This is a genomic window from Archaeoglobus sp., assembly GCF_017656475.1.
Taxonomy (GTDB): domain Archaea; phylum Halobacteriota; class Archaeoglobi; order Archaeoglobales; family Archaeoglobaceae; genus Archaeoglobus.
Genome location: NZ_JACDNT010000011.1, coordinates 18,807 through 35,434, shown reverse-complemented (window position 1 = coordinate 35,434; position 16,628 = coordinate 18,807). Strand labels below are relative to the sequence as shown.

15 protein-coding genes are annotated in these 16,628 nt (G+C 47.0%); 14 read left to right on the top strand and 1 reads right to left on the bottom strand.

Going from position 1 to position 16,628, the window contains the following annotated elements; genetic code table 11:
* The first annotated feature begins 129 nt into the window (after positions 1 to 129).
* From H0Z19_RS04810 to H0Z19_RS04755, 12 genes are all read left to right on the top strand, one after another.
* Complete coding sequence (locus H0Z19_RS04810) at positions 130 to 1,752, top strand: long-chain-fatty-acid--CoA ligase (RefSeq protein ID WP_290724376.1); 1,623 nt, start codon at positions 130 to 132, stop codon at positions 1,750 to 1,752.
* A gap of 84 nt (positions 1,753 to 1,836) precedes the next feature.
* Entirely contained in the window at positions 1,837 to 3,825 is a 1,989-nt protein-coding gene (locus H0Z19_RS04805; protein ID WP_290724374.1) for an acetoacetate--CoA ligase, read from the top strand.
* Complete coding sequence (locus tag H0Z19_RS04800) at positions 3,826 to 4,266, top strand: MaoC/PaaZ C-terminal domain-containing protein (RefSeq protein ID WP_290724372.1); 441 nt, start codon at positions 3,826 to 3,828, stop codon at positions 4,264 to 4,266.
* A gap of 11 nt (positions 4,267 to 4,277) precedes the next feature.
* Positions 4,278 to 5,510 carry an acyl-CoA dehydrogenase family protein gene (locus H0Z19_RS04795; protein ID WP_290724370.1) on the top strand — a complete coding sequence of 411 codons (1,233 nt, stop codon included), beginning with the start codon at positions 4,278 to 4,280 and terminating at the stop codon, positions 5,508 to 5,510.
* A 4-nt stretch (positions 5,511 to 5,514) separates the two neighbouring features.
* A complete protein-coding gene (locus H0Z19_RS04790) occupies positions 5,515 to 7,335 on the top strand; it encodes a long-chain fatty acid--CoA ligase (protein WP_290724369.1) in 1,821 nt (606 codons plus the stop codon).
* A gap of 4 nt (positions 7,336 to 7,339) precedes the next feature.
* Complete coding sequence (locus H0Z19_RS04785) at positions 7,340 to 8,407, top strand: thiolase family protein (RefSeq protein ID WP_290724367.1); 1,068 nt, start codon at positions 7,340 to 7,342, stop codon at positions 8,405 to 8,407.
* 1 nt (position 8,408) lies between these two features.
* Entirely contained in the window at positions 8,409 to 9,566 is a 1,158-nt protein-coding gene (locus tag H0Z19_RS04780) for a thiolase family protein (protein WP_290724366.1), read from the top strand.
* A 5-nt stretch (positions 9,567 to 9,571) separates the two neighbouring features.
* Entirely contained in the window at positions 9,572 to 10,027 is a 456-nt protein-coding gene (locus tag H0Z19_RS04775) for a Zn-ribbon domain-containing OB-fold protein (RefSeq protein ID WP_290724364.1), read from the top strand.
* Positions 10,028 to 10,142: 115 nt separating this feature from the next.
* The gene (locus H0Z19_RS04770; protein ID WP_290724361.1) at positions 10,143 to 10,733 is read left to right on the top strand and encodes a DUF116 domain-containing protein; all 591 of its coding nucleotides are present in this window, start codon (positions 10,143 to 10,145) and stop codon (positions 10,731 to 10,733) included.
* Positions 10,693 to 11,307, top strand: coding sequence for an METTL5 family protein (locus H0Z19_RS04765; RefSeq protein ID WP_290724359.1), 615 nt, complete (start codon positions 10,693 to 10,695; stop codon positions 11,305 to 11,307). Before H0Z19_RS04770 ends, H0Z19_RS04765 begins: the two co-directional genes overlap by 41 nt.
* The gene (locus H0Z19_RS04760) at positions 11,282 to 11,821 is read left to right on the top strand and encodes an exosome complex RNA-binding protein Csl4 (protein ID WP_290724358.1); all 540 of its coding nucleotides are present in this window, start codon (positions 11,282 to 11,284) and stop codon (positions 11,819 to 11,821) included. Before H0Z19_RS04765 ends, H0Z19_RS04760 begins: the two co-directional genes overlap by 26 nt.
* A gap of 1 nt (position 11,822) precedes the next feature.
* Entirely contained in the window at positions 11,823 to 12,083 is a 261-nt protein-coding gene (locus tag H0Z19_RS04755; RefSeq protein ID WP_290724356.1) for an RpoL/Rpb11 RNA polymerase subunit family protein, read from the top strand.
* 45 nt (positions 12,084 to 12,128) lie between these two features.
* On the opposite strand, the gene H0Z19_RS04750 is transcribed toward H0Z19_RS04755, so the two are convergent.
* The gene (locus H0Z19_RS04750; RefSeq protein WP_290724354.1) at positions 12,129 to 13,571 is read right to left on the bottom strand and encodes a HAMP domain-containing sensor histidine kinase; all 1,443 of its coding nucleotides are present in this window, start codon (positions 13,569 to 13,571) and stop codon (positions 12,129 to 12,131) included.
* A 114-nt stretch (positions 13,572 to 13,685) separates the two neighbouring features.
* On the opposite strand from H0Z19_RS04750, the gene H0Z19_RS04745 reads away from it, so the two are divergent.
* Both H0Z19_RS04745 and H0Z19_RS04740 read left to right on the top strand, forming a co-directional pair.
* Positions 13,686 to 15,131: a menaquinone biosynthesis decarboxylase gene (locus H0Z19_RS04745; protein ID WP_290724352.1), complete on the top strand. Its 1,446-nt coding sequence runs from the start codon at positions 13,686 to 13,688 to the stop codon at positions 15,129 to 15,131.
* Positions 15,128 to 16,627: a DUF2070 family protein gene (locus H0Z19_RS04740; RefSeq protein ID WP_290724350.1), complete on the top strand. Its 1,500-nt coding sequence runs from the start codon at positions 15,128 to 15,130 to the stop codon at positions 16,625 to 16,627. Before H0Z19_RS04745 ends, H0Z19_RS04740 begins: the two co-directional genes overlap by 4 nt.
* Position 16,628: the final 1 nt, after the last annotated feature.

Here is a 16,628-nt window from a genome sequence, read left to right as displayed (position 1 = left end):
CTTGCTTCTATGTACTCTGACCGGTGCAATTTGATGAACAAGTTCTGAGCATTCAAAACTTATCTGTGATGATAAAGTATTTAAGAATACTCATATGAAATAATTATTCAAGAAAAATGAGGTGGTGGTATGAGGTACAACCTCTCAATTAAGAAAACCCTCTTTTTCCCCCTGCATGCATATCCGAACAAGGAGATAGTCTACAGAGACGTGTACAGGTACACCTACAAAAGATTTTATGAGAGATTGCAGAGAATAGCCAACTCTCTCGAAAACATAGGGGCTAAGGGAGCAAAGGTTGCCTTCATTGACTGGAACACCCACCAGTATCTGGAAGGGATGTTCGCCATTCCTATGATGGGCTCCATTCTGCACTGCATCAATTTGAGACTGGCTCCAGAGGAAATAGTTTACACAATGCGATACGTAGAAGACGATTTTGTTGTGATAAGGGATGAATTTCTCCCGCTGGCAGAGAAACTCGCACCCCACATCCCATCAGTTAAAGGATGGATTGTGACAGGAGACGATGTGGACAAGGTTGACACCAGCTTGAAACCAGTTTACATATGGGAAGATCTGATTAAAGAAGGCTCCGATTATGACTTCCCAGAGCTTGATGAGAATGAGACGGCAATCGTCTACTTTACTTCAGGCACAACAGGCTTGCCCAAGGCTGTATATTTCTCTCACAGGCAGATTGTAATGCAGTGCATAATCAACGGCCTTCCTCTTTCTGTAAACGAGTCTCCAGCGAAAATGAGTTCTACAGATGTGATCATGCACATTCCTCCATTCTTCCACGGAATGGGCTGGACATTTCCGTATCTGGCGACAATGCTAGGAATGAAGCAAGTTCTGCCAGGAAGATACGAACCGAAGGTTATGCTCGACCTCATTAAGAACGAAGGTGTCACTTATGCAGGTGGAGTTCCTGTATTTCTGAAAATGCTCCTCGACTATCCTGAGGTGGAGAACTACAAGGATGCGCTGTCAAAGTTCAAGTATGTGTGTGATGGTGAGCATCCGCAGAGAGTACTGTTTGAGAGGGCGAGGCAGCTTGGAATCAAGATGATCGAGGCGTTCGGGATGTCTGAGGGGGTGGGCTTCACATTTGCGGTGCTTAAGGACCACATGCTCGACTGGGACTGGGATAAGCAGGTGGAGTACTTAAACAAGGCTGGACTGCCTGCCCCCTTTGTTGAAGTCAGAATCGTTGACGATGAGGGCAAGGAGGTGCCGAGGGACTTCAAAACGATGGGTGAGATTCTCATCCGCAGCCCGGGCTTAACAGAGGGCTACTGGAAGAATCCTGAGAAAACCGCTGAATCCTGGGACAGTGAGGGTTGGTTCCACACAGGAGATCTGGGAGTGTGGGATGAAGAAGGTTACATTCTAATTCTTGACAGGGCAAAGGATGTGATAAAGAGCGGTGGCGAGTGGATAAGCTCGGTTAGGCTTGAAGGTCTGATTATGGAGCATCCTGCTGTTGGAGAGGCTGCTGTGGTTGCTGCGAGGAGTGAGAAGTGGAGTGAGAGGCCAATTGCAGTGGTTGTTCCCAAACCGGGAATGAACGTGACCGAGAAGGAGATAATTGACTTCCTGACGCAGAACTACGTTGAGACGGGAAAGATTCCAAAGTGGTGGCTTCCCGACAGGGTTTTTGTTGTTGAGGAGATGCCAAGAACAACTGTTGGCAAGATAAACAAGAAAGCGATAAGGGAGAAGTACAAGGATTTAGTGCTTCCATAATGCTCATACCTTGAGCATAAATTCATTTTTTAAGATGATAATGGATTTAAATATGCTCATTAAATGTTATAAATAGGTGAGATTATGGAACCGAAAATTTTGTGGGAGCCAGATTCAGATTTCATAAAGAACTCGAATCTGGCTGAGTTCGCTGAATGGCTTTCCGCAAACAAGGGACTGGACCTTGTAGTTTCGGAAAATGCGAGGGAGAATGTTGAGAACTACAAGAATCTCTGGAACTGGTCGGTGGAGAAGCTTGAAGACTTCTGGGAGGGCATCTGGGAGTTCTTTGAGGTCAAGAGTTACAGCGACTACAAGACTGTGCTGGATGAGCGGAAGATGCCGGGAGCGAAGTGGTTTGAGGGAGCGACGCTGAACTACGCTGAACACGCATTTTTAAAAGCTGGAGAGGGTGAAGCGGTTGTATATGTCAGGGAGGATGGGTTGAGAAGGGCTTTTAGCTGGAGTGAGCTGGAGAAGCAGACTGCAGCCTTTGCAGCCTGGCTGAAGGAGATGGGAGTTAAGAAGGGAGATAGAGTTGTTGCTTACTGCAGTCAGGTGCCAGAAGCAGTAGTTGCATTGCTGGCAACCGCAAGCATCGGTGCAATATGGGCAGCTGTTGGTGGTGAAGTTGCGCCAAGAGCAGTCATTGACAGGTTCAAGCAGCTTGATCCAAAGGTTCTTATCGCATCTGACGGACACTTTTACAACGGAAAGGAATTCAACAAGCTTGAGGACATAGAGACGGTTGCCAATGGTATTCCGAGCCTTGAAAGGGTTGTTTTAGTCCCTAACCTCTATGAATCCCACGATTTGAAGCTGAACATTCCCGTCCACTACTGGCAGGAGACAGTTGATAGAAAAGAGAAACTGACGTTTGAGCCTTTGCCTTTTGACCATCCGCTTTGGGTTCTCTACACTTCAGGAACTACGGGAATTCCAAAGTCAATTGTGCACGGGCATGGAGGGATTACAGTTGAGATCTTCAAGGGTTCCTTCCACATGGACTTCAAGGAGGGAGACAGGTTCCTCTGGTACTCTCCACCATCCTGGATGATGTGGAACACCGTTGTGAGTGGTCTGTTAGCTGGGGCTACAATTGTATTCTACGACGGAAGTCCACTTTACAACTTCCTTCAGCCATTGTGGCAACTCTGTGAGAAGGAGAAACTGAACATCTTCGGAACGAGTGCTCCTTTCTTGCATGGATGCATGAAATTTGGACTTCAGCCTAGCTCACAATACGATTTGAGCAGTGTTAAAATGATCGGCTCAACTGCAGCCCCACTCTCGCCTGAAGGATTTGAATGGGTCTATAAGAAGGTCAAAGAGGACGTCTGGCTGAGTTCTTCAAGTGGAGGAACGGATGTGATGACGGGCTTTGTTGGAGGCTGCCCAATTCTTCCAGTCTGGAGTGGAGAACTGCAGTGCAGGTGGCTCGGAACGAAAGTTGAGGCCTACAACATCGAAGGTAAGCCGGTAATAAACGAGGTGGGGGAGCTTGTTGTAGAGCTGCCAATGCCGTCAATGCCTCTCTACTTCTGGAATGATGAGGGCTACAGCTGGTATAAAGAAAGCTACTTCAGCATGTTTCCAGGCGTTTGGTGGCATGGAGACTGGCTGATGATCACGGACAGAGGGACAGCAATAATCTTCGGTCGCTCAGACTCAACGATTAAGAGAAAGGGAGTCAGAATGGGCACTCTCGACTTCTACAAGGTTGTCGAGGGGCTTGATGAAGTGATAAACAGCCTTGTGGTTGAGGTGAAAGGCAAGATATTCCTGTTCGTAGTCCTAGCACACGGATTGGAGCTTACTGAGGAGCTTAAGGAAAAAATCAACAAGGCTTTGAGGGAGAACCTGGGAGCGTACTTTGTTGCCGACTACATAATTCAGGTTCCTGACATTCCGATGACACTCAACTACAAGAAGCTGGAGGTGCCGACCAAAAAGATTCTCCTTGGATGGGAGGTGGATAAGGCGGTCAATCTGGACAGCATCATGAATCCTGATGCCGTTTTCAAGGTTGTTGAAGCTGCAAAGCCCTACGTGGAGCAGCTGGAGGAGAGTTAAATGCAGAGTCTGTATTTTGAAGATTTTCAGGAGGGAATGGAGCTTGAGACTGCCGGCAGAACTGTAACAGAAGCTGATATTGTGATGTTCGCTGCCTTAACTGGAGACTGGAATCCCATACATGTTGATGCCGAGTATGCAAAAAACACGATCTTCGGGCAGAGAATTGCCCACGGACTGCTGACTCTCTCCATTATGAGCGGATTACTGATGAGGCTCGGCTTTTTAGAGGAGACTGTGGTTGCTTTTTACGGCATTGACAGACTTCGCTTCACCAATCCTGTTTTTATTGGAGATACGATAAAGGCGAGGGTAAAGGTTGTGGAGAAACAGGACAGAGGGCAGTTTGGAGTCGTGAAGATTGAGACAAACTTGGCTAAGCAGACCGGAGACGTGGTTCTGAACTGCATTCTGAGGGTGGCTGTGAAGAAAAAGGAGTAGAAGGTGATAGCATGAACTTTGAATTTAACGAAGAGCAGAGGATGATTGCCAACGCTGCAAGGGACATAGCCAAGGACTTCCCGCCTGAGTACTGGAGGGAGAAGGAGGAGAATGGGGAGTTTGCTGAGGAGTTCTTCAAGGCAATAAGCGATGCGGGCTTCATGGGCATAGTGATTCCGGAGGAGTACGGTGGTGGAGGCTACGGAATAACCGAGCTGCTGATAGCGATGGAGGAGCTTGCAGCGAATGGCTGTGGAGCTGGTGGGGTGTGGTACTTCGTTTTGACTGAAGTTTTCGGAGCATTGCCCATAGTGAGATACGGAACGGAGGAGCAGAAGGAGAAGTATTTGCCGAAAATTGCAAAAGGTGAGATGGAGTTCTGCATGGCCTTAACTGAGCCTGATGCAGGGACAAACACGCTCAGGATAAAGACCTTTGCCGAAAAGGATGGAGAAGAGTATATCATCAACGGGAACAAGATTTTCATCAGCGGAGTTGACAGGGCGAAGGGAATGCTTCTTGTTGCGAGAACAACTCCTCCAGAAAAAGCTCCGCGTAGAACTCTCGGCATAACACTGTTTCTGGTAGATTTGCCAAACGATGCGGTTAAATGGAACCCAATTCCAAAACACGCCATAAACTTCTCAAAAACCTGTGAGGTGAGCATAAACAATCTGAGAGTTGGGGAGGATGCCATTCTCGGCGAGAAGGACTTGGGATGGTATCTCCTGCTTGATGTTCTGAATCCGGAGAGGATGAGTGCTTCTGCAGGTGCGGTTGGCGGGGCAAAGCTGGCGATAAACAAGGCGGTTGAGTATTCAAAGCAGAGGAAAGTTTTTGCCGATCCAATTGGGAGCTATCAGGGCTTGCAGTTTCCATTGGCTGAAGCTTACGCAGCATTGGAGTGCGCTCGGCTTATGATGTACAAGGCTGCTTGGTTGTACGATACAAAGTTTAAGAGCGAGGATGTGAAGGATCCGAAGAAAAGGGTGGAGATGGCTGAAGTTTTCAGAGAAATAGGGGATGCCGCAAACATGGCTAAAGCTGTGGCGGTTGAGAATTCTCTCAAGGCAGTTTACTGGGCGATGCAGACCTTCGGTGGATACGGATATGCCAAGGAGTATGATGTTGAGAGGTGGTGGAGAGAGGTTAATCTGCTCCGATTGGCTCCAATAACACAGCAGATGGCTCTTAATTACATAGCAGAGCACATACTCGGAATGCCGAGGAGTTACAGAATTTAGAGATATGACAAGAGTTAGAAAGACAGCTAAAGGCGAGGAACTCAAAGTAGAGCGAAAGGAGACACTCAATAAGATGTTCTGGAGCGTAATTGCTGACCACTCAGATGTGCCAGCAATTGGATACTGGAGTGACGGAGAGTTGAAGTACATCAGCTACAGGGAGTTCGGTGGTAGAGTCGGAAAGCTGGCGAAGTTTCTGATTTCCTACGGGCTTAGAAAGGGAGACAGAGTGGCTATTTACGCTGACACAAGATACGAGTGGGAGATAGCAGACCTCGCAATTCTGACTGCCGGTGGGATTGTCGTAACAGTCCACAGCGTGCTTAACCGACAGCAGGTTGAATATATTTTGAGAGACTCAGAGAGCAAATTGGTTTTCACAGAGAAAAAGTATGCTGACAACCTTCCAGAGGATGTTGAGGTGTTTTTTCTTGATGAAATCAGCAAGTTGAGCAGAGAAGAGGCAGCGGATGAGGAATACGAGGAAAGGTGGAGGAGTATAAAGCCGGATGACGTGGCGAGCATAGTTTACACTTCGGGAACAACCGGAGAGCCGAAAGGTGCGATGCTCACACACTGGAACTGGAGATTTAATGCCTTATCCGTGATGTCCATCACTCCTTTTTATCCCGGCGAACCGCACATCTGCTATCTCCCCCTCAGCCATGTTTACCAGCGGCTCGTCTTCTTTGCGGGCATTTCAAGAGCTGCAACAGCAGTTTTCTGCACTCCTCAGCAGTTTCTTGAAACCTCAAGGGCTGTAAAACCAGTCGGCTTAGTGGTTGTGCCGAGGATACTTGAGAGGGTTAACGCGGGCATAATTGAAAGGGTTGAGAAGTCATCCAAGCTTGCTAAAAAACTGTTCTACTGGTCGAGAAACGTTGCGATAGAGTACGGGAGGATGATGAGCAGGGGAGAAGGATATGGATTATGGCTCAGCTTAAAGAGTTTTTTGGCTGACAAGCTCGTCTACAGCAAGATAAGAGAAAATCTGGGATTCCAGAGAGTCAGGTTCATCTGTTCCTCTGCGGCAGAGCTCCAGAAGGAACTGGCTTACATGTTCAACGGAATGGGTATCCCCGTCATAGAGGGTTACGGTATGACAGAAACCGCTGCGCCATCCAATCTCAACCCGGTGGGCAGGTTCAAACCCGGAACAGTAGGGCCCCCGATTCCAGGTGTGGAGGAGGCGATTGCGGAGGATGGAGAAATTCTCGTTAAGGGAGAAAACGTGATGAAAGGTTACTGGAAGAAAGATGATGAAACAAAAAAAGCTTTCACTCCCGATGGGTGGTTGAAGACTGGTGATTTGGGTGAGTTTGATGAAGATGGTTATCTCATTTTTCTCGGAAGGAAGAAGCACATAATAGTGCTTGACACAGGAAAAAACGTTTCCCCAATTCCCATAGAGGAGGAGCTGCTCAAAAATCCGCTCATCTCAGATGCCGTCATTATTGGAGACAGGAAGCCATACATTACTGCTTTAATAGTTCCGAACTTTGAAATGCTTATTAATATTGCCGAGGAAGGTAAGATAGACTACGACAGAACCAAGACGAGCACTGTGAGGGGTATTTCCGGGGAAGAAGAAGTTGTTGCAGTTGACGAGAAGCTTGTGGAGAACCCAGAGATTTTGAAGATTTACGGTAGAATTGTTGAAGAAGTTAACAGCAAATTCGCAGCTCATGAGAGGATTAAGAAGTTTAAACTGTTGCCTGAGGCTTTCACAATAGAGAAAGGAGAGGTCACTCCAACGATGAAAAAGCGAAGACACGTGATTTTGAAGCGGTACGAGAAATTTATTGAGGAGATGTACAGGAGGTGATTTTTTGAGAATCGGTATTGTTGGTGTAGGTTTTACGGAGTTTGGCATCCATAAGGAGCCCTTTTACAATATTGCATTCACAGCGGCGAAAAGGGCTCTGGAGGATGCGGGAATTGAAAGAGGGGAGGTGGACAGCTTCATCCTTGGCGGTTACGACAATCTTGGAGTGGGGAGAACGATCTCAAACATGTACACCGCTCCAGCGGCAGGGGCGTATCTGAGGCACGAAATCAGGGTGAGCGATGATGCCCTGTTTGCCCTGCCTTTAGCCTGCATGAGGCTGAGGCACAGGTCGGATGTAACGATGCTCCTCGCTTTCGGTCACAGTTCTGAAACACCGATTGAGCTTGTTGAGCTGCAGAGCCTCGACCCCTTCTTCCACCGCCCCCTCAACCTATCTCTTCCAGCATTTTTCGCCATGCAGAGTTACGCTTACAGGAGGAGGTATGGTGTTGATGAGGAAAAGATAGCTGAGGTGGTGGTGAAGGAGAGGGAAAATGGGTCAGAGAATCCCAGAGCCTTTGTAAGGGATAAGGTAAGAGTAGAGGACGTTTTAAGCTCTGAAATCGTTTCCTCACCACTAAGACGGCTTGAGATTGCAGAGTGGTGTGATGGATGCGTTGCCTTTATTCTCGCTGAGGAAACTGTTGCAAGAAGGCTTACCGACAGCCCTGTATGGGTTAGCGGGTTAGGTTGGAGTTTGGAAAACTACTACTTCGACAGAGAATTTCAGAAACTTCCTTTTGTAGCCAAAAGTGCCGAGATGGCATTCAAAATGGCAGGAAAGGATAGGGGAGATGTGGAAGCTCTTGAAATTTGCGATCTTACTGCCGATTACCACTGCATGATTCTGGAGGCTCTTGGATTTGCGGAAGAGGGAAGGGGGTGGGACTACAATGGAGACGTGAACCATTCTGGGGGTGCCCTCTGCACTAACGCCTACGGCTCCACGGGAGCCTTTCTGCTCGCCAGCATCGTGGAAAGGATCAGGAAGGGTGAGATAGACTGCGGCCTTGTTCAGTCAATGAGCGGCTACGCTCAGAGGTCATGCGTTGCAATTCTGGAGGGGTAGTATGAGTGTTGCAGTTGTCGGTTTCGGTCAGACACATTTCAGAACGAAGAGGAAGGATAAAACCCACCCGGAAATCGCCTTTGAGGCTGTTAATGCTGCACTGGAGCATGCTGGATTGGAGTTGAAGGATATAGAGGCTGTAGCTTATGGGTCTATGGACCCCTTTGATGGTATCTACTGCCCTGAAAGATGGGATGCTACTGCATGCAGTCTTGAAAAGCCGATGATGAAAATCTCCACGGGTGGAACGACAGGGATGACCACTGCCTTGGCAGCCTACGAGCATGTGGCCAGTGGGCTGTTCGATCTGGTCATGGCAGTGTGCGTTCAAAGGGTTGGTGAGTGCGTTGATGCGCAGCCAGTGCTAAATACGGCTGTTGATCCCATCTACGAAAGGCATTCAGGATTAGGGGCCATTCACATTGCTTCTTTCCAGGCAACAGCCTACATGGAAAAGTATGGGGCAACTGAGGAGGATCTGGCGTGGGTGAGTGTTAAGGATCACAAAAATGCACTGAAAAACCCTTATGCGCACATCAAAATGGATTTGGGTGTTGATGATGTTCTCAAAAGCAGGGTTGTCTGCTCTCCGCTGAAGCTTCTGGAGTGCTGTCCGAGGAGTGATGGGGCCGCTGCTGTGATTTTTGCCTCCGAGGATTTGGCAAAGAAGATAAGAGATAACCCGGCATGGATTGTTGCAGAAACCACAATCAGTGACAGCTACTACCTCGGGGACAGACTGAGCTTTGCGGAGTGGGATTCTCTTGCTATTGCCGGAAGGAGACTTTTCAGGGATGCAGGTATAGAGAATCCTGTTAAGGACATTGACGTAGCAGAGCTTTACTCTCCCTTCACAATTCAGGAGATTTTGGAGCTTGAAGCGCTTGGATTTGCGGAGAAAGGCAGAGGAAAGGAGCTCGCAAGAGAGGGTGTAACTTTTATCGATGGGGATATGCCAACCAACCCCTCAGGGGGAGTGCTGTGCACAAATCCGATTGGGGCTACAGGATTGGTGAGGTTTGGAGAAGCAGCTCTTCAGGTGATGGGTGAGGCTGTGAATCAGGTTGATGGTGCTGAAGTTGCTTTAGCCCATGCATGGGGTGGGACGCTACAGTTCCATACCCTCGCTGTGCTATCATCGAAGAAAAAGCTGGGGTGATGTTAATGGAAGTTAAGGAGTTTGAGATTTGGTGGAAAATTCCCTTCAAACATTCCGCTGGTTTGCATGCAACGAAGTTCTTTGAGGGGTTGAAGGATGGAAAGATTCTTGGGGTGAGATGTGAGAGGTGCGGAAGAGTCCTCGTCCCTCCAAGAGCTTTCTGCGAGAGATGCCATGTTGAAACTAACGACTGGGTTGAGGTGAGTGATGAGGGAGTGGTTGAAACCTTAACAGTGACCTACATGAAGTTTACCGGCCTTCCTGACCCTCCCTACGCTATCGGAGTTGTGAAGCTGGATGGGGCTGATACAGGAATGCTCTGCTTCCTCGGAGGGGTAGACCTTTCAGAATGGCGGAAAGTCCACGAAACCTTTAAGCCGGGAACGAGAGTTAAAGCGGTGTGGAAGGAGGAAAGAGAGGGGAAGATTACTGACATTCTTTACTTTGAGCCTTTAAAATAAGTTTTCAGAATTTTATTTTTTACAGGCATACAGGATAGGCGGATTCCTTCAGTCTGCCTGCTCTACAACCTCCTGAAAAGCAAACTTTAAATCCTCAACAAATAATCCCTATCAAATGATAGACAAAATCATATCAAGGCTAATCTCGACGGGGGCAGATTTAAGCTCAAAGAATGCAATAAAAGGGGCGCTCAAGATTCTGGGGGAGGATGAGGGTCTTGCAGATTACATTTACATTCTTGTAAAGAATAGGGCTTACAGGAGAGATTGGGCCGAGCTTCCGGTTGACAGGAGATTGGTTTTCCTTCCCCAGTGCCTCAGGAACTCCAAGAACTGTCAGGCAGAGTTGACGGAGAAGGGATACGTTTGCAAGAAATGTGGGAGCTGCGACATTGCTGAGATAGTGGAGAAGGCTGAAAGTCTTGGTTACAAGCACATCTACATAGTTCCGGGAGGGAGCATGATTTACAGAATCCTGAAAAACCTCGATATGGATTCCTTTGCCTGTCTCGGCGTTGCATGTCTTCCAGAGCTGTGTGAGGCGAGTGAGAGGTTATCGCTGAAGGATATCCCGCATCAGTGCGTCCCTCTGCGAAAAACAGGTTGTGTAGATACAGAGGTTGATGTGGAGGAGGTCAAAGCTTTTTTGACTGCCGGTCTGGAGCATGAAAAAGAGGAAACTGGAGATCGTTCTGGAAAAACTTAGAGGTTTTGAGAATCCAAAAATAGAGCTTGAGCAGTACACCACCCCCCCATCCCTTGCTGCATTCATAGCAACAACCGCAGAGCTTAACGGTGATTTGGAGCTGGTTGTGGATTTGGGATGCGGGACTGGGATTCTGACGATAGCGTGCTCTTTGCTCGGCCACTACTCCGTTGGAGTGGATTTGGATATCGAGGCTTTGAAAATAGCAAGGGAGAACGCAATCAAGCTAGGTGTTGAAGCAGACTTCGTAAAAACTGATGTATCCAAATTCCAGTGCAAGAAAGAAGTTACGACGGTAATGAACCCGCCTTTTGGCATACAGAGGAAACACGCAGACAGACCTTTTCTTCTCAAAGCATTTGAAATTTCAAAGGTCATTTACACAATCCATTCCGCAGGAAGCTCAAAATTCGTCAGAAGGCTTTCTGAAGAACATGGCTTCACTGTCACCCACCAGTGGAACTTCTCAATACCTCTCAAGAAAACATACTCATTCCACGAAAAAGCATTTAAGTATATACCCGTAGAAGTGTTCAGGATTGAGAAACATGAAATTCGTGATGCCGGGAGATAGGATAGGTTCTGCGGAAGAATACATCAAGGGAGAAGGAGTGTATGAGGAAGAAGGAGAGCTATTTGCCGCAGTGGCGGGAAAGCTCATCGTTAAAGACAGAGTCGTGAAGGTGGAGAGCGTCTCTCCAATTCCTGAAATAGTCAAAGGGGATGTCGTTCTTGGTAGAGTCATCGACCTCAGAAATTCAATTGCTCTTATAGAAGTTTCAAACAAAAAGGGAGAGGAGAGAGGGCCAAGCAACAGAGGGATTGGTATTTTGCACGTTTCAAATGTTGATGAGGGATACGTTAAGGACATTTCGGAAGCTGTCGGCTACCTCGACATCCTGAAGGCGAGAGTCATAGGCGACAACCTGAGACTTTCAACGAAAGAGGAGGAAATGGGCGTTCTAAGGGCTTTGTGTAGTAACTGCAAAACGGAAATGGTGAGAGAGGGCGACACCCTTAAATGTCCGGAGTGTGGTAAGGTGGAGAAGAGAAAACTTTCGAGAGATTATGGCAAAGGTGAGTGGTAGTATGGAGGTAAAGATTGTTGACATTGGAGATGATTATGTAAGGCTCGTGATTAAAGGAGAAGGACACACATACCTCAATCTCCTTCAGCACTACCTGGTTGAAGATGACGACGTTATTGTTGCGAGGTACAACATCCCCCACCCTCTCATCGGCGAGCCAGAGATTTACATAAAAACCAGCGGCGTTAATCCGCTTGAGGCAGTTAAAAAAGCTAATGAAAAGATTATAGCTGCCTGCAACACCCTTTTAGAGCAGATTTGAGCTCAGAACTCAAAACCCTCATCACCTGTCAGAGGGGCCCTTTCATCATCGCTCATCAAGCTTTACCCTTGCAGCTTTTAATCTTATCACAAAAGTTGCTCCGTGAGGTTTAGTGTCCTCAACCCAGATCTTTCCACCGTACCTTTCCACAAGCTTCTTTACTATGTAAAGGCCCAGACCCGTTCCTCCTGCCTCTCCATATCGGAAGCTCTCGTTGAAAATCTGCCCTCTGATTTCTGAAGGTATACCGACGCCGTAGTCAACAACTCTTATCTCGCACTCGTCCTCAAGCTCACTCAGCAGTATGTCCACCTTATCGACCTTTCCATGTTTGATTGCGTTGGACAGGAGATTCTCAATAACCGAGTAAACTGCCTCGTCTGCAAATGCAACGCATCCGCCCTTTATGTTTATTGCAATGTTGAACGATTTTGCCACTTCATCTGCAACTTTCCGCAGATTTACAGGTTTCAGCTTTTCACTCCTCGTTGATACAATTTTTTCAAGCTCTCTAATTTTGTCTATGTAGGCAACGCTCTCGTCCACGGCCTTCATGATTTTGTCAAGGAGCTCCTCTTTTTCCGTCATACGATACGTCTCGACGTATCCTGAGATGATCTGCAGCTTGTTCAGTATGTCGTGTCTCAGCATTCTGTTTATTAGCTTGAGAATCTCCTGCAATTCGTTAACCTGAGCATAAAGCTCTGCATATCTTTTTCTCTCCGCATCGAGTTCGTGGTAGCTGAGCAAGGTTATTTCTGTGGTGTAGAACCTGTAAAGGATCGTAAAAAGTACGATATTTGAAAGAGTAAAGACTGCAATTAAGTATTCAAAGTCCAACATGCCCTTGAAAGACGCCAAAAAAGCAATGTCACTGATGTATTTCAAAATAAAATAGAAAAGAAAAGATTCGTAGTAGACAGCCGACTCTGTTTTCATATATGCCGAAGTAAGCGTTAAAAGAGAAAGTATGATTGCCATGTCGCAAATCAGAGTTTCTAGAAGTATAAAGGTAGATAAGTCTTTGAATTCGATGCCTACCAGTTCATAGATGGAAAAGATCAGAATGGGGAGGGCAATTATTGCAGGCAGGAAGTGTTTTACATTGAAATAGCTTACTTCTCTCAAAGTTTTCCAGATGAAGTATCCGAGAATTGGAGTTAATGCCACAAGGTAAACTGGAACAAAGTAATCAAAATGTCCAACTTTCAGCTCAAAGTCGTTCGTTAGCCACACCATCTGACCGACTGTAAATATTGAAAGTAGCAGAAATCCAGAGAAAAATGCAACAGTAAAAAACAATGTCCGTCTCTCACCCTTAGATGCCCTTGCCAAGAATGCCGAGGTGATGAAGGCTAGTATTGTAAGGAAAATAATGAATATATATATTATGGTAAGGAATATATGCGATGGCAAACCGTAGTAGTAATTTACGGCGAATAGCATCAGCTCAAACAGTGAAAGCGCAGTCATTAAGTAGATACTCATTATGGTTATAAGTGTAATTAATTATTAATAAGCTTAACTGCCACATCTTTTTGGAAAGATTTAGGTCTTTATATAAACCAATAAAACTTTTTTACCTGAAGGCTATGAAGAGCGATGGCCTACGAGGACCTCAGGGAGTTTATCGACAGGCTTGATGCAGAGGGGGAACTGGCAAGGATAAAGCATGAAGTCAGCCCAACTCTTGAAATGACTGAGATTGCTGATAGAACTGTAAAGGCTGGTGGTAAAGCTCTGCTTTTTGAAAAACCTAAGGGCTATAACATTCCAGTTTTGCTCAACGCCTTTGGGACTGAGAGGAGGATGAAGCTCGCCCTTGAAGTGGAGAGATTTGAGGAGATAGGGGAGAGACTGCTGTCCGCACTGGAGTTCAAACCATCCTCTTTTATGGATGCGCTGAAAGGTGTTGGAATGCTCAAGGACTTCATGTCCTTCATCCCCAAGAAGACTAATAGGGCTCCGTGCAAGGAGGTAGAAGCTGAAAGCTTGGATAAGTTCCCAATCCTGAAGTGCTGGCCGAAGGATGCGGGCAGGTTCATAACTTTGCCAGTTGTGATAACAAAAGACCCTGAAACTGGCGAGATGAATGCAGGAATGTACAGGATGCAGGTTTTTGATGGTAAAACAACGGGAATGCACTGGCAGATTCACAAGCACGGTGCGGAGCACTTCAGGAAGATGGCGGAGAAAGCTGAGGGGAAAATAGAGGTTGCTGTAGCTATTGGAGTTGACCCCGCAACCCTCTACGCTGCAACAGCCCCTCTTCCTGCTGGCATAAGCGAGCTGATGTTTGCAGGTTTCATAAGAAGGGAGAGGCTGAAGGTGACGGAATGCGAGACTGTCGACCTCCTCGTTCCTGCCAATGCTGAAATCGTCCTTGAGGGATACGTTAAAGCTGATGAATTCCGGATAGAGGGGCCTTTTGGAGACCACACTGGCTACTACACGCCTCCTGAGCCCTATCCCGTTTTTCACATAACCCACATCACCCACAGAGAAAACCCAATCTACCACGCAACTGTGGTTGGAAAACCGCCGATGGAGGATGCATGGCTTGGCAAAGCCACTGAAAGAATTTTTCTGCCGATAATCCGCATGATGCATCCAGAAATAGTTGATATGAACCTCCCCGTTGAGGGAGCTTTCCACAACCTCGCAATCGTTTCAATCAGAAAGAGGTATCCGGGGCAGGCGAAGAAGGTAATGTACGCAATCTGGGGAACGGGAATGCTATCCCTCACGAAAATCGTTTTGGTTGTGGATGATGACGTCAATGTGCATGACATCCGAGAGGTAATCTGGGCCGTTACATCACGCTTTGATCCGGCAAGAGATGTCATTCTCCTTCCACCCTCTCCAACCGACTCTCTCGACCACGCTGCCTACATCCCCAACCTTGCAGGAAAGTTGGGGATAGATGCGACCAAAAAGTGGAAGGAGGAGGGTTACGATCGAGAATGGCCCGATGCTGTTGAGATGGATGCAGAGGTTAAGAAGAGGGTTGATGAGTTCTGGAGCGAAATAAAGAATATGGTTTTATGAAGGGTGTCGAGAGCCTTTACCAGAAGCTTTTCTCGATTCCGAGAGCTGAAATAATGGTAGCAGTCTCCTTTTTGTCAGCTCTCATGCTCTCTCTACTCGACGAAATCTTGTTATACTTTTGGGCTCTGTTATTTGCTGTTTCGATTGTTGCTGTGAAAGCCATTAACCTGAAATTCGTCCTGAAGAGAATCTCGTTCCTCTCATTCCTGATTACCGTCATCACTCTACCAGCAGTTCTCGTGAATGGAAGTGTGACGGCAACAGCCTTCCTCTTATTCCTTGTATATTACTTCTGCTCTGAAAAGAAATCGCTCTCAATCCCGCTTGCGTCAGTCCCATACCTTGTTCTCTCTCCAAACATCTCGACTCTGCTTCTACTGCTGATTTCAGCCATATTCGTGGTGATTTATCTCAAAATGCTGGATGTGAAAGTTGGTGTTGTCAGGATTAGGGACTTCGTCGAGAATTTCGTTCTTTTCTGGCTCACATCCAATCCTAAATATATGGAGAAGTTCCTCGAAGGTTCTGCTGAGGAGTTTGAGGGCAGAGTGAGGTGTCTTACTGTAAACAATGCAAGAGTTGTCCAGACAGACTTTCATCCCGGACCCTTCAGAAACGTCGGTGGTGCGAGGCTTGTGGAGATGCTATCTGCTGGCAATGCCGTCTATCTCCATTCCCCAACATCCCACGCGAGGAATCCCGTGAGTTCTGGAGAGGTGGAGAAAATAGTTTCCAGCGTTAAATGCTCAGGAAAAAGCCTCACCCCCAAAAAACCTTTCAGGATTGAGGGCGATAATTTCGAGGTTTACTGTTTTCCATTCGGCGAGCAGAGAATAATTCTCGTTAGCGGGAAAAAGCACATCGATGATTTTATTGTCACCTCAAAAAGTTTCGTCGTTGACTGCCACAACGCTTTCGAGGAGGGCTATGACCCGGACAACAAGGATGTGGAAGAGATACAGTCCCTCGTCAGGGAAGCCGAAGAAAGAGCTTCTCAGCCAGCGGAGGTAAAATCAGCCTTAGTTCGGATTGATGCTGAGACCGAAAGCTTGTGTGGTTATGTGGCAGCCATCCTGCTTGATTACTCCGGAGAAAAATATGCCATTGTTGTTTTCGACGCCAACAACGTCGATTTGAAGTTCAGAAGGCATGTCGAGAATCTTTTCGGTGAAATCGGATACAGAGCCATTGTTGTTTCAACAGACAACCATGCAAAAACGGGTGTTAGGGCTAAGCTGGCTTACAAACCCGCAGGTGGGGACTCTAAGGACTGGGAGATTGCAGAAAGACTTGTTGAAAGCTGCAGGAATGCTGAGCTTAAAGAGACAGTTTTTAGCTACAGTGAAGAGAGAGTGAGAATAAAGGTGATGGGGGAGAAACTTTTGAGGGATAGCGAGGTGGCTGTTGAGAAAAAGGCAAGAAGACTCATCGCAACCTTTTTAGCATTCGCAGCCACAAACTATTTGTTAAGCACAATGTTGAGATTCATTGCTTAAA